The sequence below is a fragment of the Microcoleus pseudofavosus SVA1_A4 genome, from assembly GCF_036700565.1.
In the GTDB taxonomy this organism is placed as follows: Bacteria; Cyanobacteriota; Cyanobacteriia; order Cyanobacteriales; family Microcoleaceae; genus Microcoleus.
In genome coordinates this window covers 12,667-32,665 of sequence record NZ_JAUBPE010000084.1, presented here as the reverse complement: position 1 = coordinate 32,665, position 19,999 = coordinate 12,667, and the positions used below count along the sequence as shown (strand labels likewise).

Genomic DNA, 19,999 nt, shown 5'->3' with positions numbered 1-19,999 from the left:
ATGGTTATTAAATGGGATCGAAAAATCAAAAATAAAGGCAATGCTATTTTATCCGGTTTAGCTGCGTAGCAGCTTACAAATAAACACAGATGGGATTCATCTGCGTTTATCTGCATTCATCTGCGGTTGCTAAAAATCTTACTTCTCATTACTGCGAAATACTGACTTAGCCGTCGATTTCAGAGAATTAGCCGCATCTGCCAAAGTTTGCGCGATCGGCTGCTGCGAGTGCATGAAAACGCGAGCGGTATTGCGTCCCGGCATACCCGAAATCGAGCCGCCCGGATGCGTCCCCGCACCGGTGAGGAACAAACCGTCGATCGGCGTTTTGTAATTCGCCAACTCCGGTAAAGGACGGAAAAATATCATCTGATCCAGCGTCATATCAACGTGGTAATAATTCCCCTTCAAAGCGCCCAAACGCTCTCCCAATTCCGCCGGACTTTCTACGCGGCGGCCGATAATGGAATTCTTGATATTGGGCGCATATTCTGCTAATTTATCGATGCAGCGATCGGCAACTTTGTTTTTGAGCTCATCCGTCCAACCCGTACCGTGCTGGCCGGTTCCTTCAGCATTTTCGATCTGGTAAGGAGCAAAAAATTCAATCCAAGCTGTATGGTGTCCTGGGGGAGCCATTGACGGGTCTCGTACCGTCGGAAACACCACATACATCGAGGGATCGGAGTCAGGAATTTTGCCGATTGAAGGCTCGCTGTGGGCAATTTCAACGTGTTTCACCGAGTCGGCAATCAACACAGAACCCATTAAATACTCATCTCGATGGTTCCAGCGATCGAACTTGGGCATTTCATTGAGAGCTAAGTCTATTTTGAGAATAGTCTCGTTGTTGTTAACAATTTTGCGCTCCAATCTTTGCCGCAAATTCGGGTCAGCAGCATCGACATCGCTGTCATCCATTAAGTGCAGAAACAAACGCTTCGCATCAATATTAGAAATGACACCTTTAGTAGCGCGGTATTCCGTGCCGCCTGCAACTCGAACTCCCACAGCGCGACCGTCATCAACTAATATTTTCTCGACGTGCTGGTCGGTAAGTACCACACCCGAGTAACTTTTCACTAAATTGAGCAGCGCTTGCACTAATGCACCCGTTCCGCCGCGCGGCCTCGCCATGCCGGGATTGTGTCTCATTGCCAGCATAATTGCGCCTACAGCAAGGGTTTTTTGCGAAGGAGGCGCGCCGAGTTCTGAGGCTAATCTTGCGAGGGGTGCTTTGATAAATTCCTCGTCAAACCACTCGTTGAGAATGTCTTCAGCGCTGGTGAGCATCGTGCGAATAAAGTCCAGCGTTTTGTCGGGGGAACCGATGACTGAAAATAAATCTTTGAGTTTGGCAATATCGTAGTTTCCTGCAATATCTATGATGGATTTGGGAGGCGCGTTGAACATCGGAACCATTGCACCTAAAGCCCGCTGCCAAAAGTCTGTATATTCCGCATATTTTTTAGCATCGCGCTCGTTGTAGCGGGCGATTTCTGCACAAGTTTTTTCTACGGATTTGTGCGCTAAGAAATATTTGCCATCGGGATGCGGACAAAAGGCGACGGGATCGCAGAAAAGATATTCTAAACCGTATTTTTCCAGTTCTAGTTCTTCTACAACTGGCCCTAAATGGATAAATTCGTGGTCGATCGCGCACAAATTGAATTTAAAATCTGGCAATTCGGGAATCGCAGCTTCGGTAGTAGCCGCGCCGCCGGGAACCGAACGTTTTTCTAACAAAAGGACGGTATATCCGGCTTTGAGGAGATAAGAAGCGCAGACCAGTCCGTTGTGACCGGCGCCGATGATAATCACGTCATACGTTTGCATAGATGAAGCTCTGGGGACAGGATATTTTGCTTATTTTACAAATGTTAACAAGTTGGCAGTCTCTATCAATAGAAATAGATTCACCTTCAGGAAGGTGTTTTAGCATCTTACAAAAGATGGAGCCTAAGAGTAAATATTCAACGGCGATCGCCGCTTCAAAAGTTACGCCTAGATTATATCACATAAACCCGCGTTCCTAAGCGGTTAAAAAGAATCTTAAGCATTTGAAACAGCCACCAGATAAACCCGAGTTTTGTAAACTAAAGAAACAAAGCTTTTATTGCCGCAGTGAGCTTCATAAAGTTCGGTCAAATCCGAGATAAGTTGCTGCAATTGCGGCCCAGAGTTCGGAATGTACGATGAACTCTGAGTCCGTCCAATAAGTCCTTGTAAATCTAAATCTTGTTTGTTCACAAAATCCCTGCTTTGGATATTAGTAAAATCCGAACTTGTTAGCAGAGGTTCTATCGCTCGCTCTCGTTTTTCAGCAGGATGGTTGTTGGAAGCGGTCTTGACTATTTGGGTGTAGCATAGTGTCAATTCATCCGTGCGGTCGCGCAAATTCCAAACTACAGCCAACCTTCCCGACGGCTTGAGAATTCGCCGAAATTCGGGTAAAGTTAAAACAGGATTGAACCAGTGGAAAGACTGGAAGCAAGTTACTAAATCGATTGATGATTCAGACAAATTAGTTGCTTCGGAAGTTGCTTCTCTAAACTCTACCAAAGGATGAATTTCAGCCGCTTGTCTCATCTCGGCATTGGGTTCGATTGCTAATACTCGAAGGCCTCTTTCTGCTAACAAACGCGAAGAAATGCCCGTTCCAGCACCGACATCTGCTGCTGCTAACCGCGAAGGTTCCCCAAGTCCTTCTAAAATCGCATCAATCGCGGCGGCTGGATAACTCGGTCGGTACTTGACATAATCGGTGGCGCGATCGTCAAATCGACCTAGCGGATTCATTTCGTAAAGCGGCGGTCTAGAATCACTTGAATTCATAAGTCAGTTGTCAGTTGTGAATTGGCATTTGACAGTTTGCAAGAGATGTAGGGGCGGGTTTTACCAGCGATCTTTGAGGTAATTGAAGAAACACATAAACCCGCCCTCCGGGATCTATTGTAGGGGAACGATGTAATTATCAATTACCCATTGCCAATTACCCATTACCAATTACTCATTGCTTTAGTTCCTGGAGCGCCGCCTCAGCTTTTTGAGCACCATCATTGTTTCCTTGCTGGCGGTAAGTGTCCAGGGCTTGTTGAAAAGCTTCAATTGCTTCGGATTTGCGATCGCGCGCTTTGAGTGCCTTACCCATATTGTAATAAGCTTCCGCCCGGTCTGGATCGAGCCCAATCACTCGCCGAAAAGTGCTAATCGCTCCTAAATAATCTTGTTTTTCTAGTTGAATTTCCCCGATCGCGGAGTGTGCTTCCACTAAATTAGGTCGCACCGCAATAGCCCGCTGATAAGCTACAATTGCTCCGTCAAAGTCGTTTTGAGCTTTGAGAAGTTCGCCAATTTGTAACTGCACTTCTGGATTCCGAGGCTCCAATTTTGCTGCTTCTTCAAAAGCTGCTAGCCCTTCGGAAGTGTTGCCGCCCCGCAGCAAAGCAGTACCTAATTTTAACTGGACACCGGCTTGTTTGGGAGCGAGTTGGGCTGCTTGTTGGAGCACGGTGACAGCACTGGTAAAATTTCCCTGCTGGATCAATATTAAGCCCATTGAAGAATAAGCTTGCCAACTTTTCGGATCGAGGGCGATCGCCTCTTGGTATGCTTTAAAAGAACCGCTGTAATCTTTTTGCTGAAAGAGCACGACTCCGAGACCGATCCGGGCATTGACATTTTTGCGATCGAGCGCAGCGGCGCGGCGGTAAGCTGTGGCTGCTGCGGGATAGTTTTGCAAATTCGCCATAGCATATCCCAAGGCGTATTGGAAGTCAGCATTGTTCGGTTCGAGACCGATCGCTTGTTGGTAAAATTGCACTGAGGCTTGATAGTTGCCCTGACGCGCTTCTAAATAGCCAATACCGGAAAAAATGCGAGGGTTGTCCGTATCTAAACGCGCCGCTTCCTGATAAATGGCGATCGCCTTACTGTAGTCTCCTAAATCTACCAACTCGCGTCCTTGCCGCAGCAAAGCATCTAAATTTGAATCACTTTTAGGCTTAGCTTGAACTGAGATTTCTGCTGAGAGCGCTATCTGCGGCGCTGCGACAGCGAATCCTGCTACTAACAGCGTACTGAATACCAAGAGACTTTGTTTGTGGACGGCCATTTGTTTCAAAGAGAGTGTGGAATAAAAGAGCGAACTGCTGTCAGCTTGCCAAACTGACAGCTTAGGGTTTGCCTGGAATTTTTGAACGGCGAGATGTAGTAAACCTACAGAACTCGACCAACTCAAAATTTTCGCATTTGAGGCCAACTGATGATTGTAACAACAACTGATATCATCCAAGGAGCAGAAATTCAATCTTACTTGGGAATTGTAACTGCTGAGGTGGTCTACGGCACCAACGCCCTGCGAGATTTCTTCGCGGGCATTCGCGACATCATCGGCGGGCGCACCGGCAGTTATGAGGAAGTGTTTCTCAAAGGACAGCGAGATGCTCTCGCAGAACTGGAAAAACGGGCCCAGCGCCTGGGTGCCAATGCCGTAATCGGGGTGGAAGTTGACACAGGCACGATTAATGTAGACACTTCTGGGGCTTTGCTGCTGATTACTGCCGTTGGGACGGCTGTAAGATTGCGTTAAGCAGTCTTTGCTCTATACATCCGCGAACTTTTATAACTGGATAAAATAGTTATCAGTCATCAGTCATCAGCGATGGGTCATTAGCTAATAGCTGCTGGCTGAGGGCTGAGGACTTTTTCGTTTCTTTCTTCAGACATAGATAGTGGTTATTTCCCCAGGCAGATATAGTTTCTATCAATCTCAGCCAGAATCAATGCTTAGGTGAAAGATTCTTAAAAATTAAAGCAAGTCTCAAAGGAAAGAAAAAACTATGTCATACGTAAATAGACCTGTAGATAACGTTGTTAACGAACCCGTGGTGGTGAATTCCGTGATGGAATACCACGATCGAGTGCGGTGGGGCCCGATTTTTTCAGGTTTGGTAATTGCGATCGGCACACAACTGGTGTTAAGTGCATTGGGCGCTGCGATCGGGTTGAGCAACATTGCTAATTCAGGAGCTCCGCGCAGTATTTCAGGGGACGTGGGTACCGGCGTCGGAATTTGGTCAATTATCAGTTTGTTAATTAGCTTGGGCGTTGGCGGTTGGGTAACTGCTCGCGCTTGCGGCCCGATGAATCGCAACACAGCGCTTTTAAATGGAGCCATTTTGTGGGCTACTACATTAACAATTGGCTCTTGGCTGTTAGCAAATGGCGTGGCCGGTACTTTTGGCGTAATAGCTGCGAATGCAGGAGAAGCAATTAATCAAGCGCAGCAGAGCGGGGTGAGTTTGCCGAACCAAGCGCCTAACGTATCTGCTCAGGATACTCGCAATATTGCTGGTAATGCTGCGAAAGCTGGTTGGTCGTTTTTGTTCGGCTCGCTATTGGGTTTAGTTGCTTCGATGGTAGGAGCATCTGCGGGCGCGCGCACTCCCCGGCATCACTCGTAAAAGTTCGATCGGACAAGGAAAGTTCATATTCATTAAGGCACTATTTTAAGGTGCTTTTTTGTTGGTTTCTCGTTCCCAGATTCTACCAGAAAACGCATTTCTGGAGGCTCTGCCTCCAGGTTTTTAAGTGGAGGCAGAGCCTGGTAACGAGTATAATTTTTCACTGAGGAATGTGCGGGCGGCGCACCCTACAAATTAAGCAGCAAAGTATTTGGCGGCTGGGTGATAGGTGATAATTGCGGTGGTTGATTGTTCGGGATAAAGTTGTTCGCTTTCATCCATATAGAGGTTGATACGATCGCACTTTAACAATTCCAGTTGCTTGTACTGATCCGCCATGTTCGGACAAGCGGGATAGCCGAAACTGTACCGCGAACCGCGATATCTTTGCGCCAGCATATCGCGAATGTTGTCCGGTTCTTCGCTACCAAATCCCAATTCCCGGCGAATTCGCGCGTGAGTCCACTCTGCGATTGCTTCCGCCGTCTGCACCGCTAACCCGTGAAAGTAGAGATAGTCGGTATATTGATTGTTAGCAAATAGCTTTTGCGCGTACTCTGTAGCAATCTCTCCCACTGTCGCTACTTGCATCGGAAATACATCGATTTTATCCGATTCTTTGGGTGCGAAAAAGTCGGCAATGCACAGCCGGCGCGCCGATTTTTGTCGCGGAAATATCCATGTTGCTGCGGGTGTCGATACATCTTGCCCACCATTCATAATTTCCGGATCGTACAAATGCAGGGAATTTCCCTCAGCTTGACAGGGAAAATACCCGTAAATTGCTTGCGGATGCAGTAGTTTTTCAGCGATGATTTTGTGTTTCCATTGTTTCAATATCGGATAAACTGTCTCAGCTAAGAAAGCATCGTATTCTTCCCGCGATTGGTCTTTTGGCTTGCGGAACTGCCACTGACCGGCAACTAAGGCTTGCAAATCTAAGTGCCAAAAAATCTCCTCAAAGGGGATATCTTCTCCCTGCAACAGTTTTGTTCCCCAGAAAGGAGGAGTCGGGCGATCGATCTCTGCTGAAACTGCTTCGGATCGCTTGGTATCTATCACCGCCGGAATGTCTGATTTGGCTTCTTCTTTTTTGGCATCTTCTAAAGCGGTAGCTGGCGAAGTTTCAGCTTTTTTAACCGCCCCATTTCCATTTTCAGTTTCATCTAAAAACCCTTGCAAGTCTTCCCATTTACCAGCAGATTTTGCTGGCATAAGTTTGTCCATAAAATGCAAGTCGGAAAACGCATCTTTGCCGTAAACAACTTTACCTTTGTAGGTATTTTGGCAGTCTTCATGCACAAACTTGGGAGTCAAAGCCGCGCCGCCCAAAATTACCGGAACGGTAATTCCTTTCTGGTTGAATACTTCCAGATTTTCTTTCATGAATGCGGTGGATTTTACCAGCAATCCACTCATCGCTATACAGTCGGCTTTGTGCTTTTCGTAGGCATCAATTATGTTATCAACTGGCTGTTTAATTCCCAAGTTAATCACTCGGTAGCCGTTGTTTGATAGGATAATATCAACTAAGTTTTTGCCGATATCGTGAACGTCGCCCTTGACAGTTGCAATGATGAATGTTCCTTTGGCATTGTCCCCGGATTCGGACTTTTCCATGTACGGTTCTAAATAGGCAACTGCCGCTTTCATTGTTTCTGCTGACTGCAATACAAATGGCAGTTGCATTTGTCCCGAACCGAACAATTCTCCGACTACTTTCATCCCGTCTAATAGGAAAGTATTGATAATGTGGAGAGGCGGATAGGTTTCTAATGCTTTGGCAAGTTGGATATCGAGTCCAATGCGTTCGCCGTCGATGATGTGCTGCTTGAGACGTTGTTCTACGGGGAGGTTTGCGTCTTCTGTCCGATCGCGCTTTGTAGTTTTGCCCGCAAACACCGTTGTCAGGTCGCCCAAGGGGTCGTAAACGCAAATATCGCCGTCAAACTCCCGTTCGTCGTAAATCAGTTTACGGCAGATTTCTTGGTGTTTGGGGTCGATTTTGGCGATCGGCAAAATCTTATTCGGGCTGACAATTGCCGAGTCCATCCCGGCTTGCATTGCTTCGTGCAAAAACATGGAATTCAAAACTTGCCGCGCCGCCGGATTCAAACCGAAGGAAATATTAGAAACTCCTAAGATGACGTGACAACCTGGCAATTCTTGGCGAATGCGGCGGATGGATTCGATGGTAGCTTTGCCATTTTTTCTGTCTTCTTCAATCCCGGTAGAAATTGGCAATGCTAGGGTGTCAAAAAAGATTTCCTCGGCGGGAATTCCGTAGGCGACGGCGGCGTTATATGCACGCTGGGCGATCGCAAATTTTTGGTCGGCAGTTCTGGCCATCCCGTCTTCGTCAATCGTCCCGATAACTATGCCCGCGCCGTATTTTTTCGCCAACTCCAAAACTTGATAAAAACGCGGTTCTCCGTCTTCGTAGTTAGTAGAATTCAGCAAGCATTTGCCGCCCGCAACTTTTAAGCCTGCTTCCATCTTTTCCCATTCGGTGGAATCCAGCATTAAAGGGAGAGTGGCATTAGTCACAACGCGGGAAACTAATTCTTTCATGTCTCGCACGCCGTCGCGGCCGACATAATCCACGTTGACATCGAGAATGTGCGCGCCTTCTCGCACTTGTTCCCTGGCCATTGCTACTAAACCGTCCCAGTCTTCAGCGTTTAGCAAATCGCGGCATTTTTTGGAACCGCTGGCGTTGAGTCTTTCGCCGACAATTAAGAAGGAATTCTCTTGTTCGTAGGGTTGGGCGGTGTAAATTGAAGCGGCGGAAGGTTCCCAAGTAAATTCGCGGATTTTGGGTTTAAGAGTTTTGCCAATTTCTGATAGTTCGCGGATGTGATCGTAGCGGGTGCCGCAGCAGCCGCCGATGACTTGCACGCCTAAGTCTTCGACAAAGCGCATCAAGGCCATTTTTAATTCTATTGGCGTGAGTTTGTAGTGCGCGTGGCCGCCGATGTTTTCGGGTAAACCGGCGTTGGGAACGCAGGAAACGACGAAGGGTGAATGTTGGGAAAGGTATTTGACGTGTTCGGCCATGCGATCGGGTCCGGTGGCGCAGTTCAGGCCTAAGATATCTATGGGATAGGGCTGCAAAATTGCGAGGGCGGCGCTGATATCGGAACCGACTAACATTGTGCCGGTAGCTTCCATTGTGACTGATACCATTAACGGAATTCGCGCACCTTTTTTCTTAAATACTTCTTCAATGGCATTTAATGCTGATTTAATTTGCAGCACATCTTGACAAGTTTCGACAATAAATAAGTCAACGCCGCCGTCATAAAGTCCTTCTGCTTGTTCCGCAAAAGCGGCGGTGAGTGTGTCGAAATCGATGTGTCCTAATGTTGGCAATTTGGTGCCTGGCCCGATCGATCCTGCGACAAATCGAGGTTTTTCTGGCGTGGAAAATTCGGCGGCGATACCCTTAGCGAGTTCGGCTGCTGTTTTGTTGAGATAATATGCTTTGTCTGCTAAATCGTATTCGGCGAGTACGATGGAAGCGCCGCCAAAGGTGTCGGTTTCGATGACATCGGCCCCTGCTTCGAGGAATCCCCGGTGCACGTTGGCGACGGCTTCCGGCTTGGTGTGGACGAGATATTCGTTGCAGCCTTCGTATTCTTTGCCGCCAAAGTCTTCTGCGGTGAGGTTTTGGACTTGCAGGTTGGTTCCCATCGCGCCGTCGAAGACGATGACGGGGCGCGAGGGGTGGTGGAGTCGATCGAGGAATTTGCTATTCATAAGCGGTCAAAAAAAACGTAGGTGCTATATATTTACAAGTTTATCTATTGTGCAATATTGTCAACAATTATGTGAGTGTTGGGGAACGGCTGATGACTGAAGGATTTGATGCTGCTGACAATAGTTTGCTCGTACCTCTAATTTTACCGCTCGCCCTGGATAATTGTCAAAATTCTGTTGTGGGCGAGGCTGCGGGGGGAAAACTGGCGATCGGCGGCGAGGGATTTTTTCGCTTAACTGCTGACGAATTTTACGCAAATGCGATCGCCACAATTAAACGAGTTATATAGCAATCCTAAATGACTCGTAAAATTTTACCCCACCCCAACCCTCCCCGAACCCGCTGGAAGTCCGTAATAAATTCACAAATGATGCGAGGATTGCTATATAACTAAAGCATTAAGATTTTTTTCTCATTTTTCTGTTGGAAGGTCTTTTAGGCAGTCGCTTAATTTCCCTTTCGCCTCCTTGAACTTCTACTTGTTTGAGATTTTCTTCTACTTCTTCTATAATTTCTAAATCAACCATTTTAACAGCGCCCCCGCTGATTTCTTCCTCTTCCTCAATCTCCTCCGAATTCTGTTGATTTGCGATTAACTGCACGGCTAACCCAGAAGCTTGAACCGACAATTCTTCGATTTTTTCATGAATTTCAGCTTTTTCATGAATTTCAGCTTCTCCCATCCCCTGCTCAATTTCTGCCGCCACTAAATATTCCTCCGAAGCAGGAAAATCAATTTCTTGATTAATTTCAGTTTCTCTGATTTCCTTCTCTACTAGCTGCATAGATAACTGCTGCTTTTCCCTTGACAATTCCTCAACCTTAGTCGCAAGCATTCTAAGCTGTTCGTTAAGAAGGCGAATTTCTCGGTTTTGCTGCTGAATCATTTCTTCGGCATCAGCAAGAGTTCGATTTCTCTCTAATATCACCTCATTTTTAGTTTCTAATTCCAAAGCGCTCATGGCCGCTTTAATTACATTATAAAAATGCGGCTTAGATACATCAACTTGTTTAGCATTATGGCGACTTTTCCCCAAAAGTCCAATCTTTTCTCCTTGCTTAACAGCCAAAACAAAACCTTGATGATTTTTAATTTTTAATTCTTTGACAAAATCAACTTGAACTAAACTGCAAATATATCTGTGACAGTCAAAATAAAATTCTGCTTTCATCAAAAAGCACCCCTTTCTGCTACAGTCCCGCAGAATTATAGCACGAACAACGTTAAAAATCGAACAAAATTTATAAAAATAGGTTGGGCATGGAGGGCTGTACCTTAGTTTATAAATGTATGCGATGTCAAAAGTTGTTCAGGACTTATGCGAAAAATCGTTTGACGTGCTAGTTATAGCAGTAAGCTATGCAATGCGCACCCTACATAATTAGGTTTTGCGTGCAGGAATGTCAACATTTTCGCTTAGCAAAATTCGCCAACAGCGACCGATTTTGTAAATAAATTAATTGCTTTATTTGCTGACATAAGCGATTTCCCATCCGTGACGATAATAAGCTGTTTCTAAATCAACTATTTCCTGTTTTACTTGAGGCTCTAATTCAAACAATCTTAGCTGAATTGGCTCATTATTTGTTTTGCCTTTGTTAAACTTGCTCAAAAGTCTTTCTTCTAAATGCTGGTGCGATTCTAAATTGCCATCTGACAGAATGTGATTAATTTGTAAATTAAATTCTCTGAGTGTGTGGCAAACTAAAATAGTCCGATGACAAGTAATCGGGTCTTTTTCCGCACACATTAAACTGATTTTATAATTGGTTGCGCCCTTGAGCAAGCGCTGAATTCCTGCGGAAAATAGAGGAGTTGCTGCTATGCGATCGTATAACGCTTTACCGCTAGAATCGTAACAGCTTAAATCCTCCGGCCTCGCGCCCAACTCTTTGCCTAAAAAAACATATTGAATGCCGACACTTGACAGAGAAGCTGTAATTTCCGATTTATTAAAATGAGGTAAATAACGGCTGAACGGATGCGATCGCACGTCCGCAACCGCCGTAATTCCGTGTTGTTGCAACAGCAAAACAAACGCTTCAATACTCAGATTGGAGTGTCCGATCGTAAATAATTCCATTGCTTCGATCTTGCTATTCAGTCTTTGCCTTGCGGACGAGAGTTTGTGTAGCCCGATTGTTTTAACCTGTAGACTTCAACCTGTGGGTTTTTTTACCAAATTTTGAATCAAAATTTGCACTGCCAGCAGCATCAAACCCACAGCCGCCATAGCAAAAACACCAGTCCCCAAAGCAGCCATTCCTACTACCAAAGTTCGCACGGCTACCGAAATTTTAATCGCAGTAATATTGTCGGAATGAACTGGCTTACTTGCAAAACTTTGAGCGATCGACATAGTTAGCGCGTACAAAGGTACCGCAAAGGTGCCCGCCATCAGCGAACCAGTCAGGCACCGCAATACCGTCGGCGACTTGGGCGGCAAAGCATCCTCAGCAGAACTTGGAGGTTGAGAACTAGAATTAGGATTAGTTAAATCAGCCATTGCGATTTTAGATTTTAGATTTTAGATTTTAGATTTCTGGTTAATTCACCAAAATTAAAATCCGTGTTTCATGGCATTTTATCAGTTCTTCGATCTCAATAGACTCTGCGCAAAGTTAGATTCATCTTGACAATCGCCTGTTAGACGCATTTAACTCAGATTGCGATCGCACCATCTTCGATTTACACCCTGGGAATCGGCGCTTTTACATCATTTCCCTCTGAAACAATCCGAATCCCCGTATTGCTAAACTTTGCTACCCAAAAATCCAAATCTGGAGAAGCGATCGCACTTTTAACCCGTTCTAAAACTTGCTGAGCCTGCTCTGGAGACTCCGCCAGCGCAAACACCGTCGGCCCGGAACCCGACATCATCGTGCCCACAACCCCCGCCGACTCAAAAGCCTCCCGCAACTGCAACACCTGCGGGTACACGGGCAAGGCAACTTTTTCTAAATCGTTGTGCAGCAATTGACCAACTTTCGATCGATCTTTTTGGGCGATCGCCCCCACCATCGGCCCCGAATGCAGCCGTTCCCGGCGACAATCCAAATCTTCCGCTGCACAATAGGAACTACTGAACTGCTGGCGATAAGTTTGATACGCCCAGGCCGTAGAAATACTGAGATTGCGGTACTTCGCCAGCACCACATAAAAGCCCCCTAAATCAGGCAGTGGCGACAGTTTGTCCCCGCGACCGGTTGCCAAAGCCGTACCTCCAGCAATGCAAAAAGGCACATCCGAACCCAAAGTTCCCCCCAACTCTTGCAACTCCGAGTGAGTAAGTCCCAATTGCCACAGCAAATCCATCCCGACTAAAACCGCAGCCGCATTTGCAGAACCGCCGGCGAGCCCCGCAGCTACCGGAATGTGCTTGTGAATGACAATCTCGACTCCGCCGTATTTCGCCAAAGCATCGGGGAATTGCTTCGCCAACAAATCCGCCGCCCGGTAAGCGAGGTTATTCTTATCCGGCGGGACTTGCGGGTGATCGCAGCGCACGCGAATCGTGTCCGTACCGATCGCGCGCAAGTCAATTCGATCGGCTAAATCTATGCTTTGAAGTACCATCGCCAGTTCGTGATATCCGTCTGGGCGATCGCCTATGATTTCCAAATACAGATTGATTTTTGCTGAAGCTAGCAGAGAATATGAACGCATAGGTGATTAAGCCGCAGGTGAAAGAAACCCCTGGTTGAAATTAATTGACACCAGTCCGAGTCCATTTTCTCACAACTCAAAGGAAATATTATGCAGGAAATGTGGAAAACTTTTTTTAGTTCCGGGCCCTTTATTCCTCACGGTCACTGCTATCTCTGGCATACCCCGTTAGTCTGGCTTCACCTTACCTCAGATTCGATCATTGCACTGGCGTATTTTTCCATCCCGATTACATTGGCTTATTTTATTTCCAAACGCGAAGATTTACCCTTTGATTGGATCTTTGCCATGTTTGGAGGCTTTATAGTCGCCTGCGGGATCACTCACATATTTGAAGTTTGGACGCTTTGGCATCCTACTTATTGGCTTTCAGGAACAATGAAAGCAATTACTGCCATTATTTCATTTGCTACAGCCATACTTTTGGTAGGCTTAATCCCTCAAGCCCTAGAACTTCCCAGTCCCGCACAGTTAGAATTCGCCAACCGACTCCTAGAATCTGAAATTGTCGAGCGCCACTTAGCAGAAGCTGCACTACAAAAAGCTAAAGAAGAATTAGAAATTAGAGTTGAGGAACGCACGGCAGAGTTAAAGTCTCAAACTCAACATTTAGAATTTGCCAACCGACTCCTAGCATCTGAAATTGTCGAGCGCCACTTAGCAGAAGCTGCACTACAAAAAGCTAAAGAAGAATTAGAAATTAGAGTTGAGGAACGCACGGCAGAGTTAAAGTCTCAAACTCAACAGATCGAACAAGCCTTGTCTGAATTGAAGCACGCTCAATCCAACCTCATTCAGAGCGAAAAAATGTCATCTTTGGGGCAATTGGTCGCTGGGGTTGCTCATGAAATCAACAATCCGATTAACTTTATTTACGCCAATGTTACTCACGCTCGCGAGTATGCCGATAGTTTGCTAGAATTGGTGAATATCTATCAAGATCAGTATCCGAATCCCCTACCCGTAGTTAAAGAAAAACTCAAGTCTGTAGATTTAGATTTTATTATCTATGACCTACAAAAAATATTAATTTCTATGAAAAACTGTGCCGAGCGCATTCTCGGTATTGTCAAGTCGCTGCGAAGTTTTTCTCGCCATGATGAAGCAGAAATGAAATTAGCCGACATTCACGAAGGAATTGACAGCACACTGATGATTTTGCAAAGCAGATTGAATGCTAATCCGGGTTTTGCGAGCATTCAAGTTATCAAAGAATATGGCAATTTACCTCAAATAGAGTGCTATCCCGGACAGCTAAATCAAGTATTTATGAATATCCTGGCTAATGCTATTGATGCTTTAGAAGAGGACAACCACAGCCAGTCGATTGCAACCAATGAAGCTAATCCCCGCCCGATCAAAATTTATACTCAAATTCTAGAGAGTCAAGTGGTAGAAATCCGAATTAGCAACAACGGGTCAGAAATAACAGAATCCGTGAGGAACCAGTTATTTAATCCATTTTTTACCACTAAACCAGTAGGCAAAGGCATAGGATTGGGTTTATCGATCAGCTATCAAATTATCACAGTCAGACATCAAGGCGAATTGCAGTGTATTTCTGCACCGGGGAAAGGTGCGGAATTTATTATTAAAATTCCCATGAGGCTGAAATAAGTAAGCCCATCTCAAAAAACAGAATACCCAGATACCCGCAGAACTTTAATAAGTCGGGTTTATCACAAAATCCTGAACTTCAAACCTCGCACATCATATTATTACTCAAATTTACCCATTGCGCCACGCTTAAATCTTCAGCGCGAGATTGAGGATTTATCTGTAACTCTTCTAGCAATTGAATCAGTTTATCTAAATCCACAGCCCCTTTCAAATTATTTCGCAGCATTTTGCGCTTGCTACCAAATCCCAACTTCAGTAAAGTCTCCAAATAGCGCGGATTAACCGCCGCAATTTCTATCTGTCTGGGAAGCAGCCGCACCACGGCGGAATCGACTTTTGGCGGCGGATAAAAGTCTTTAGACGGCACATCGCAAATTAACTCGCATTCTGCTAAATACTGCACCCGCACCGACAAAGCCCCAAAAGCTGTCGAACCCGGTTTAGCGTAAAGCCTTTGGGCGACTTCTTTCTGCACTAACAGCACGATCGCATCGAAGGGTTTAGCAGCAGGAACAGATATTGTTCCCAGCAGTTTTTGCAGAATCGGGCCGGTAATATTATAAGGAATATTGGCAACAACTTTATTGGGATTTTGGAATTTGGGAAAGGCCGTTAGTTCAGCCTCTAAGTCCATTTCCAGGATGTCGCCTTGCAGCAGTAAAAAATTGTCGGTTTTGCCGAGTTGTTTGGCTAGCTTGAGACACAAATCTCGATCGATCTCCACAGCAACAACAGACTCAGCCGCAGGCAGCAAACGCCGAGTCAGAATCCCCGTACCCGGTCCGATTTCTAGGACGCGATCGCCATCCAAAGAAGCCGCTTTCACAATCCTATCTAAGGCTTTCTCGCTTTTGAGCCAATGTTGAGCAAACTGTTTCCGGGGTCTGGTCGATCGCATTTTTTGAATTCTTGGAGAAATCTTAGCCTGTCATTCTATCACAGCTCAATATCTTTTCCCAACCTACGGTCATGTTTATTTTTGTTAACAGGGGTTGAATTAACCAAAAAACTTGGGCACTATAAAAGGATAAACAATAAAAAATAAATTTATTTCTTCCCAATTCTCAATTACCAATTACCAATTACCAATTCCCCAAAAATGAAATTCCAACGAGTATTTGGTACATTACCCAAAATCACAGCCAGCGCCCCCGGCAGAGTAAACCTGCTGGGCGAACACACAGACTACAACGATGGATTTGTGCTTCCAACTGCGATTCCCCAGCGCACCACAGTACAAATCGGCTTCAGCAGTGACGATCGACACCATTTTTATTCAGCAGAATATGACGAACTCATAAATTTTTCAGACGACGATACCATACCGCAAAAATTTGTCACTTATATCTGTGGCTGCCTCAGACTTGTAGAAAAAGAAGGATACAAAATACCGCCAATAAATCTCTACATTACCTCGACTGTGCCGATTGGAGCCGGTTTGTCCAGCAGCGCCGCTTTAGAAATAGCAACCCTCAGAGGAATGCGGGCGCTGCTGAACCTCCCCATAGACGACGTGCGGCTAGCTCAAATCGGACAGCAAGTCGAAATCCGATATGCCGGCGTGAACTGCGGCATCATGGATCAAATGGCATCGAGTTTAGCAGACACCAACACCATGCTATTTATCGACACCCGCAGCCTCGAATGCCGCCCGATACCTTTTCCCACAAACACAGAAATTTTAATAATTGACAGTGGCGAAAGCCACCAACTAGCAGCAGGAAGCGGCTACAACCAGCGGCGCGCCGAGTGCGAGGAATCCGCGCGGATATTGGGAGTTAAAGCTCTCAGGGATATCGCCGACCCCCAAGCTGTTGAAGTATTGCCGGAACCCCTCCGCAGGCGATCGCGCCACGTCGTTACCGAAAACAACCGCGTACTAGAAGCAGTAAAATCTTTACCCGCAGAGCGTTTTGGCGAGTTAATGAATGCTTCCCACGCCAGCCAGCGCGACGACTACGAAGTTTCGACACCGGCAGTAGACGCGCTGGCGGCAATCTTGCAGTCAATCCCCGGAGTCTTCGGCGCAAGGCTGACGGGCGGAGGTTTTGGCGGTGCTTGCGTAGCGCTGGTGGAGAGCGGCAAAGCGGGTGCGATCGCATCAGAGGCGATCGAGCGCTACCAGGGCGCGGGTTATAGCGGCCGCGTTTTGGTTCCCGAAATTACAGTTAATTCTTAACTCCCGAACTATCTCCCGACAGGGAAGGCCACCGCACAGTCACGATCGCCGAATCCTCCTCGGCAGACCAATAATGAGGCACTCCCGGCAGCCAGAGAGCATAATCTCCTTCGCGAGAAAGCAAGATTTCTTGCTCTGGAAATTGCAGGCGAAACCGCCCTTTTACCAGGATAGAAAGCGTGGTGGCTTGCGCATTTACCGCCCACTGAGTCCTGCAATCTCCGGCGGGGTGAGTGCCCCATTTTACCTCTAAAACTGAAGTCGATCGCGGGTCATCTTCAGGCGTGATAAAGTGACCCGCAAACCAACCGCCCCGACTTGCACCTTCAGCGCCCGCATTTCCGAAAACCACTTGCGATGACATCAGTTAATCCGGTAAACAACAAAGATGCTTAGATCGGACATCTTGCACCATTTTCCCTAAGCTTTTGAGGGGCGGGCAGGATGCCCACCCCACAAGAAATTGACTCTTTGTGGAACAGGCATCTTGCCTGTTCTGAGAATGGTGCAAGATGTTAGTTAGATCTGACATCTTGCACCATTTTCAATAAGCTTTTGAGGGGCGGGCAGGATGCCCACCCCACAAGAAATTAATTCTTTGTGGAACAGGCATCTTGCCTGTTCTGAGAATGGTGCAAGATGTTAGTTAGATCGGGGGACACCATCTAACTTATTACTTCCGGCCAGAAGATTGACCTTCCGTTGTAGCTATTTCCCCAGCTTCCATAAACTGCTTAAAGCGGCGCAAATCGTCGGCAATTTGCTGTTCGGGAGCTTCGCCAAATAGTTTAGCAGCGCCAGCACCAATTGCACCGCCGGGAGGGTTGTATTCGATGACAACTTTTACCTCCGTACCGCGTTTTGCCGGTGCCGGTTGAAAGCGCACAAAACCCGAATTCTCAATATCAGCTCCTTCCACAGACGCCCAAGCAATTAAGCGATTTTCTTCTTCGCGGACAATCTCTGCATCCCATTCTACACTGTTGCCGATCGGCGCGCTGGCAATCCAGTGAGAACGCTTTTCATCGATGACAGTAACGTGTTTGAGATGCTTCATAAACCGAGGCAAATTTTCAAAATCGCGCCAGAAACGGTACAATTCATCAGCCGGTTTGTCGATCGTCACCGTCTTTTCAACTTTAATGCTTTGATTCGGATCGGCAGCCGACTGCAAACCCTCCACAACCCCCAGACCGCGCGCCGCTAAACCGCCGCCCGCAACCGCCAGCAAAGCACCTCTCAAAGAACGCTGCGACAAACCAAAAAGCACCAGCGCGCCGCCACCTATTAAAGATGCCCAGCGTTCGGTATCGCCGCTGCTACTTTGGTTTTGTTTGTCGGAATTTGTAATTGAAGTAGATTCCATTGCTTTAAACCTCGTGAATTAATAGCGAAAGATAGCAGCTAAAGGCGCCTCGTCCGGCACTTTTTCCGGCGGCACCGCGTAAACAGTTCCGCCGTTGAGAATAGTTTGAATTGCTGCCGCATTCAACAAATCTTCGTCGCCCAATTCTGCTTCGGGGTGGATTTGCACCGCGTTCGTATCGGGATTAAAAGTACCCCATTGCTGAACGCCAAGAGCAACAAACAGTCGATCGACCCGCCCAAAATAAGCAGCCGAAACAGCTTCTTTCAAATCAGCAGAAATTTTATCGCTGCTTCTGCTCGGACTGGCTCTAGCAATTCCACCGCTTCTTTTTTATCAAATCCGTACTCTACTATTTTGTCTTCAGCCTCTCTGATTAAATTTTTGAACCGAATCGGATTTTGTTGAATTTCTGTTCCTTGAGCGACTGGCATATAAATTGAGACGCACAATTCAGGAGATTGTTGTACCAGCGCTTTGAGTTCCTCGACAGATATTAAGTTCACCGCTGAAACTCCTCTTCTAAGGGGTTTTGTAATGAAACAACCGATTCTTTAAAATGTATCTCCCTGACCTTGCCCCTGCGTCTGCCTAAAGTAATGATCGCCTGCTGTAGAGCTTTTCATCCCCGAACTAAAACGGGGTTTCCAGCCGCTGTTCCAATCGAAGCCCCTAATCCCTACGGTTCCAAGAAAATAGACCCTTTCGGCCTGCAACTCGAAAACCTTGCCTGTCTCGATTTGCCCGACAAGACACGATCGCACTTATCTTTTCAGGGCTTTGCATAATTTTGGGATAAATCTTGTGGGGTGGGCCGAAGATCCCGCCAGAAAAATAAGGGTTTTCAGCTTTGATAAAATTCAAAATCATCCCGCCAATATGCAACGCCGATTTTTAGAAGTAGCTAAACCTTAGCGATGAACTCGATCTCGATAAGCTGCGGAGGCAAAGCCAAGCGCGGAGTCACAAAAATGGTGCTGGCAACCTCATTGAGAGCATTAGGGGCATTAGGATAGACTGCGTGTGGCGTGGACAAAAATTTTAATTTCCCTGAAAATCTCGATCGACACTTATGAGGTAACTTTATGGAGCCAAATGATACATCTGCCCGCTACGACCGAATTGCCCAATGGTGGCAAACTCAGCATCAAGATTCAACCTACGGGATTGCCCAATTAGAACGGGCGATCGAATTTACTTCTAAGCAGCACGCAGCACTTGATGTCGGGTGTGGAAGCAGCGGACGTTTTATTAACAGCTTATCCAAGCATGGATTTCAGCCTGAAGGACTTGATATTTCTAGCGAAATGATCGATTTAGCCCAGCAGCTACATCCAGAAATCACGTTTTACCGGGAAGACATTTGTGATTGGCTGCCGCCGAAACTTTACAGCCTGATTGCAGCGTGGGATAGCACGTTTCATCTGCCAATCAACAAGCAAGCGCCTGTGATACAAAAGCTATGCGATGCGCTTGAACCCGATGGAGTGCTTCTATTCACTTGTGGCGGCGGACATACAAGCAGCGAGGTTTCGGGAGCATTTCAAGGTCAAGACTTTGATTACAGCACTTTGGGTGTAGATACTTTCCTGCAAATTCTGGTTGAGCATCATTGCACCTGCCGCCATCTCGAATATGACCAGTATCCTGAAAATCATGTTTATATCATTGCCCAAAAGACCTAATCTATCATTCGCACAATTAAGCTGTGGGATGTCGCAACTGGTGGCTGTATTAGGACGTTGATGGGCGATCGGCTGTCTGAAGGCATGAATATTCAAGAGGCAACGGGATTGACGACTGCTCAAAAATCGACTCTGAGAGCATTAGGGGCGTTGACATAATCATACATATCAATCTGCGTTGGCCTAGCCTCCCGTGGAGAATCGCCTTAACTTTCCTGTTGAGCAGTTGCAAGTAACCTTTGCGACTCCAGCAATAT

At 46.5% G+C, this 19,999-nt stretch carries 19 protein-coding genes; 6 read left to right on the top strand and 13 right to left on the bottom strand.

What is annotated here, in order from left to right:
* Positions 1-138 precede the first annotated feature (138 nt).
* From crtO to QUA02_RS27755, 3 genes are all read right to left on the bottom strand, one after another.
* Positions 139-1,836: a beta-carotene ketolase CrtO gene (gene crtO, locus QUA02_RS27765; protein WP_333032624.1), complete on the bottom strand. Its 1,698-nt coding sequence runs from the start codon at positions 1,834-1,836 to the stop codon at positions 139-141.
* Between the two features lie 216 nt (positions 1,837-2,052).
* Positions 2,053-2,835, bottom strand: a complete 783-nt coding sequence (locus tag QUA02_RS27760) for a class I SAM-dependent methyltransferase (protein WP_333032623.1) — start codon at positions 2,833-2,835, stop codon at positions 2,053-2,055.
* Positions 2,836-3,010: 175 nt separating this feature from the next.
* Positions 3,011-4,114: a tetratricopeptide repeat protein gene (locus tag QUA02_RS27755; RefSeq protein ID WP_333032622.1), complete on the bottom strand. Its 1,104-nt coding sequence runs from the start codon at positions 4,112-4,114 to the stop codon at positions 3,011-3,013.
* Between the two features lie 150 nt (positions 4,115-4,264).
* On the opposite strand from QUA02_RS27755, the gene QUA02_RS27750 reads away from it, so the two are divergent.
* Positions 4,265-4,591: a YbjQ family protein gene (locus tag QUA02_RS27750; protein ID WP_332979744.1), complete on the top strand. Its 327-nt coding sequence runs from the start codon at positions 4,265-4,267 to the stop codon at positions 4,589-4,591.
* A gap of 250 nt (positions 4,592-4,841) precedes the next feature.
* Complete coding sequence (locus QUA02_RS27745; RefSeq protein WP_333032620.1) at positions 4,842-5,465, top strand: hypothetical protein; 624 nt, start codon at positions 4,842-4,844, stop codon at positions 5,463-5,465.
* Between the two features lie 195 nt (positions 5,466-5,660).
* Here QUA02_RS27745 and metH read toward each other — a convergent pair whose 3' ends face one another.
* Positions 5,661-9,224, bottom strand: coding sequence for a methionine synthase (gene metH, locus QUA02_RS27740; RefSeq protein WP_333032617.1), 3,564 nt, complete (start codon positions 9,222-9,224; stop codon positions 5,661-5,663).
* 92 nt (positions 9,225-9,316) lie between these two features.
* Here metH and QUA02_RS27735 point away from each other — a divergent pair, with 92 nt between their 5' ends.
* On the top strand, positions 9,317-9,514 hold the full coding sequence (locus tag QUA02_RS27735) for a hypothetical protein (protein ID WP_333032616.1): 198 nt from the start codon (positions 9,317-9,319) through the stop codon (positions 9,512-9,514).
* A 109-nt stretch (positions 9,515-9,623) separates the two neighbouring features.
* Here the strand turns inward: QUA02_RS27735 and QUA02_RS27730 are convergent, their stop codons facing one another.
* The 4 genes from QUA02_RS27730 to ispE form a co-directional block, all read right to left on the bottom strand.
* Complete coding sequence (locus QUA02_RS27730; protein ID WP_333032615.1) at positions 9,624-10,397, bottom strand: hypothetical protein; 774 nt, start codon at positions 10,395-10,397, stop codon at positions 9,624-9,626.
* A 294-nt stretch (positions 10,398-10,691) separates the two neighbouring features.
* Entirely contained in the window at positions 10,692-11,309 is a 618-nt protein-coding gene (locus QUA02_RS27725; RefSeq protein ID WP_333032614.1) for a DUF488 domain-containing protein, read from the bottom strand.
* Positions 11,310-11,384: 75 nt separating this feature from the next.
* The gene (locus QUA02_RS27720) at positions 11,385-11,732 is read right to left on the bottom strand and encodes a DUF3082 domain-containing protein (RefSeq protein WP_333032613.1); all 348 of its coding nucleotides are present in this window, start codon (positions 11,730-11,732) and stop codon (positions 11,385-11,387) included.
* Positions 11,733-11,914: 182 nt separating this feature from the next.
* Positions 11,915-12,892: a 4-(cytidine 5'-diphospho)-2-C-methyl-D-erythritol kinase gene (ispE, locus tag QUA02_RS27715; RefSeq protein ID WP_333032612.1), complete on the bottom strand. Its 978-nt coding sequence runs from the start codon at positions 12,890-12,892 to the stop codon at positions 11,915-11,917.
* 90 nt (positions 12,893-12,982) lie between these two features.
* Here ispE and QUA02_RS27710 point away from each other — a divergent pair, with 90 nt between their 5' ends.
* Complete coding sequence (locus tag QUA02_RS27710; RefSeq protein WP_333032610.1) at positions 12,983-14,509, top strand: sensor histidine kinase; 1,527 nt, start codon at positions 12,983-12,985, stop codon at positions 14,507-14,509.
* A gap of 79 nt (positions 14,510-14,588) precedes the next feature.
* Here QUA02_RS27710 and rsmA read toward each other — a convergent pair whose 3' ends face one another.
* Entirely contained in the window at positions 14,589-15,410 is an 822-nt protein-coding gene (gene rsmA, locus QUA02_RS27705) for a 16S rRNA (adenine(1518)-N(6)/adenine(1519)-N(6))-dimethyltransferase RsmA (RefSeq protein ID WP_333032608.1), read from the bottom strand.
* A 201-nt stretch (positions 15,411-15,611) separates the two neighbouring features.
* On the opposite strand from rsmA, the gene galK reads away from it, so the two are divergent.
* Positions 15,612-16,691 (top strand): galactokinase, encoded by a 1,080-nt coding sequence (gene galK, locus QUA02_RS27700; protein WP_333032607.1) that lies wholly within the window; start codon positions 15,612-15,614, stop codon positions 16,689-16,691.
* Here the strand turns inward: galK and QUA02_RS27695 are convergent.
* The 4 genes from QUA02_RS27695 to QUA02_RS27680 all read right to left on the bottom strand — a co-directional run bounded on the left by QUA02_RS27695 (position 16,681) and on the right by QUA02_RS27680 (position 18,563).
* Positions 16,681-17,055 (bottom strand): signal peptidase I, encoded by a 375-nt coding sequence (locus QUA02_RS27695; RefSeq protein ID WP_333032605.1) that lies wholly within the window; start codon positions 17,053-17,055, stop codon positions 16,681-16,683. The genes galK and QUA02_RS27695 overlap by 11 nt on opposite strands.
* 309 nt (positions 17,056-17,364) lie before the next feature.
* A complete protein-coding gene (locus tag QUA02_RS27690; RefSeq protein WP_333032603.1) occupies positions 17,365-18,057 on the bottom strand; it encodes an SRPBCC family protein in 693 nt (230 codons plus the stop codon).
* Between the two features lie 18 nt (positions 18,058-18,075).
* Positions 18,076-18,327: a hypothetical protein gene (locus tag QUA02_RS27685; RefSeq protein ID WP_333032601.1), complete on the bottom strand. Its 252-nt coding sequence runs from the start codon at positions 18,325-18,327 to the stop codon at positions 18,076-18,078.
* Positions 18,324-18,563 carry a hypothetical protein gene (locus tag QUA02_RS27680; RefSeq protein WP_333032598.1) on the bottom strand — a complete coding sequence of 80 codons (240 nt, stop codon included), beginning with the start codon at positions 18,561-18,563 and terminating at the stop codon, positions 18,324-18,326. Before QUA02_RS27680 ends, QUA02_RS27685 begins: the two co-directional genes overlap by 4 nt.
* 579 nt (positions 18,564-19,142) lie before the next feature.
* Here QUA02_RS27680 and QUA02_RS27675 point away from each other — a divergent pair.
* Positions 19,143-19,742, top strand: a complete 600-nt coding sequence (locus QUA02_RS27675; RefSeq protein ID WP_333032596.1) for a class I SAM-dependent methyltransferase — start codon at positions 19,143-19,145, stop codon at positions 19,740-19,742.
* Positions 19,743-19,999 lie beyond the last annotated feature (257 nt).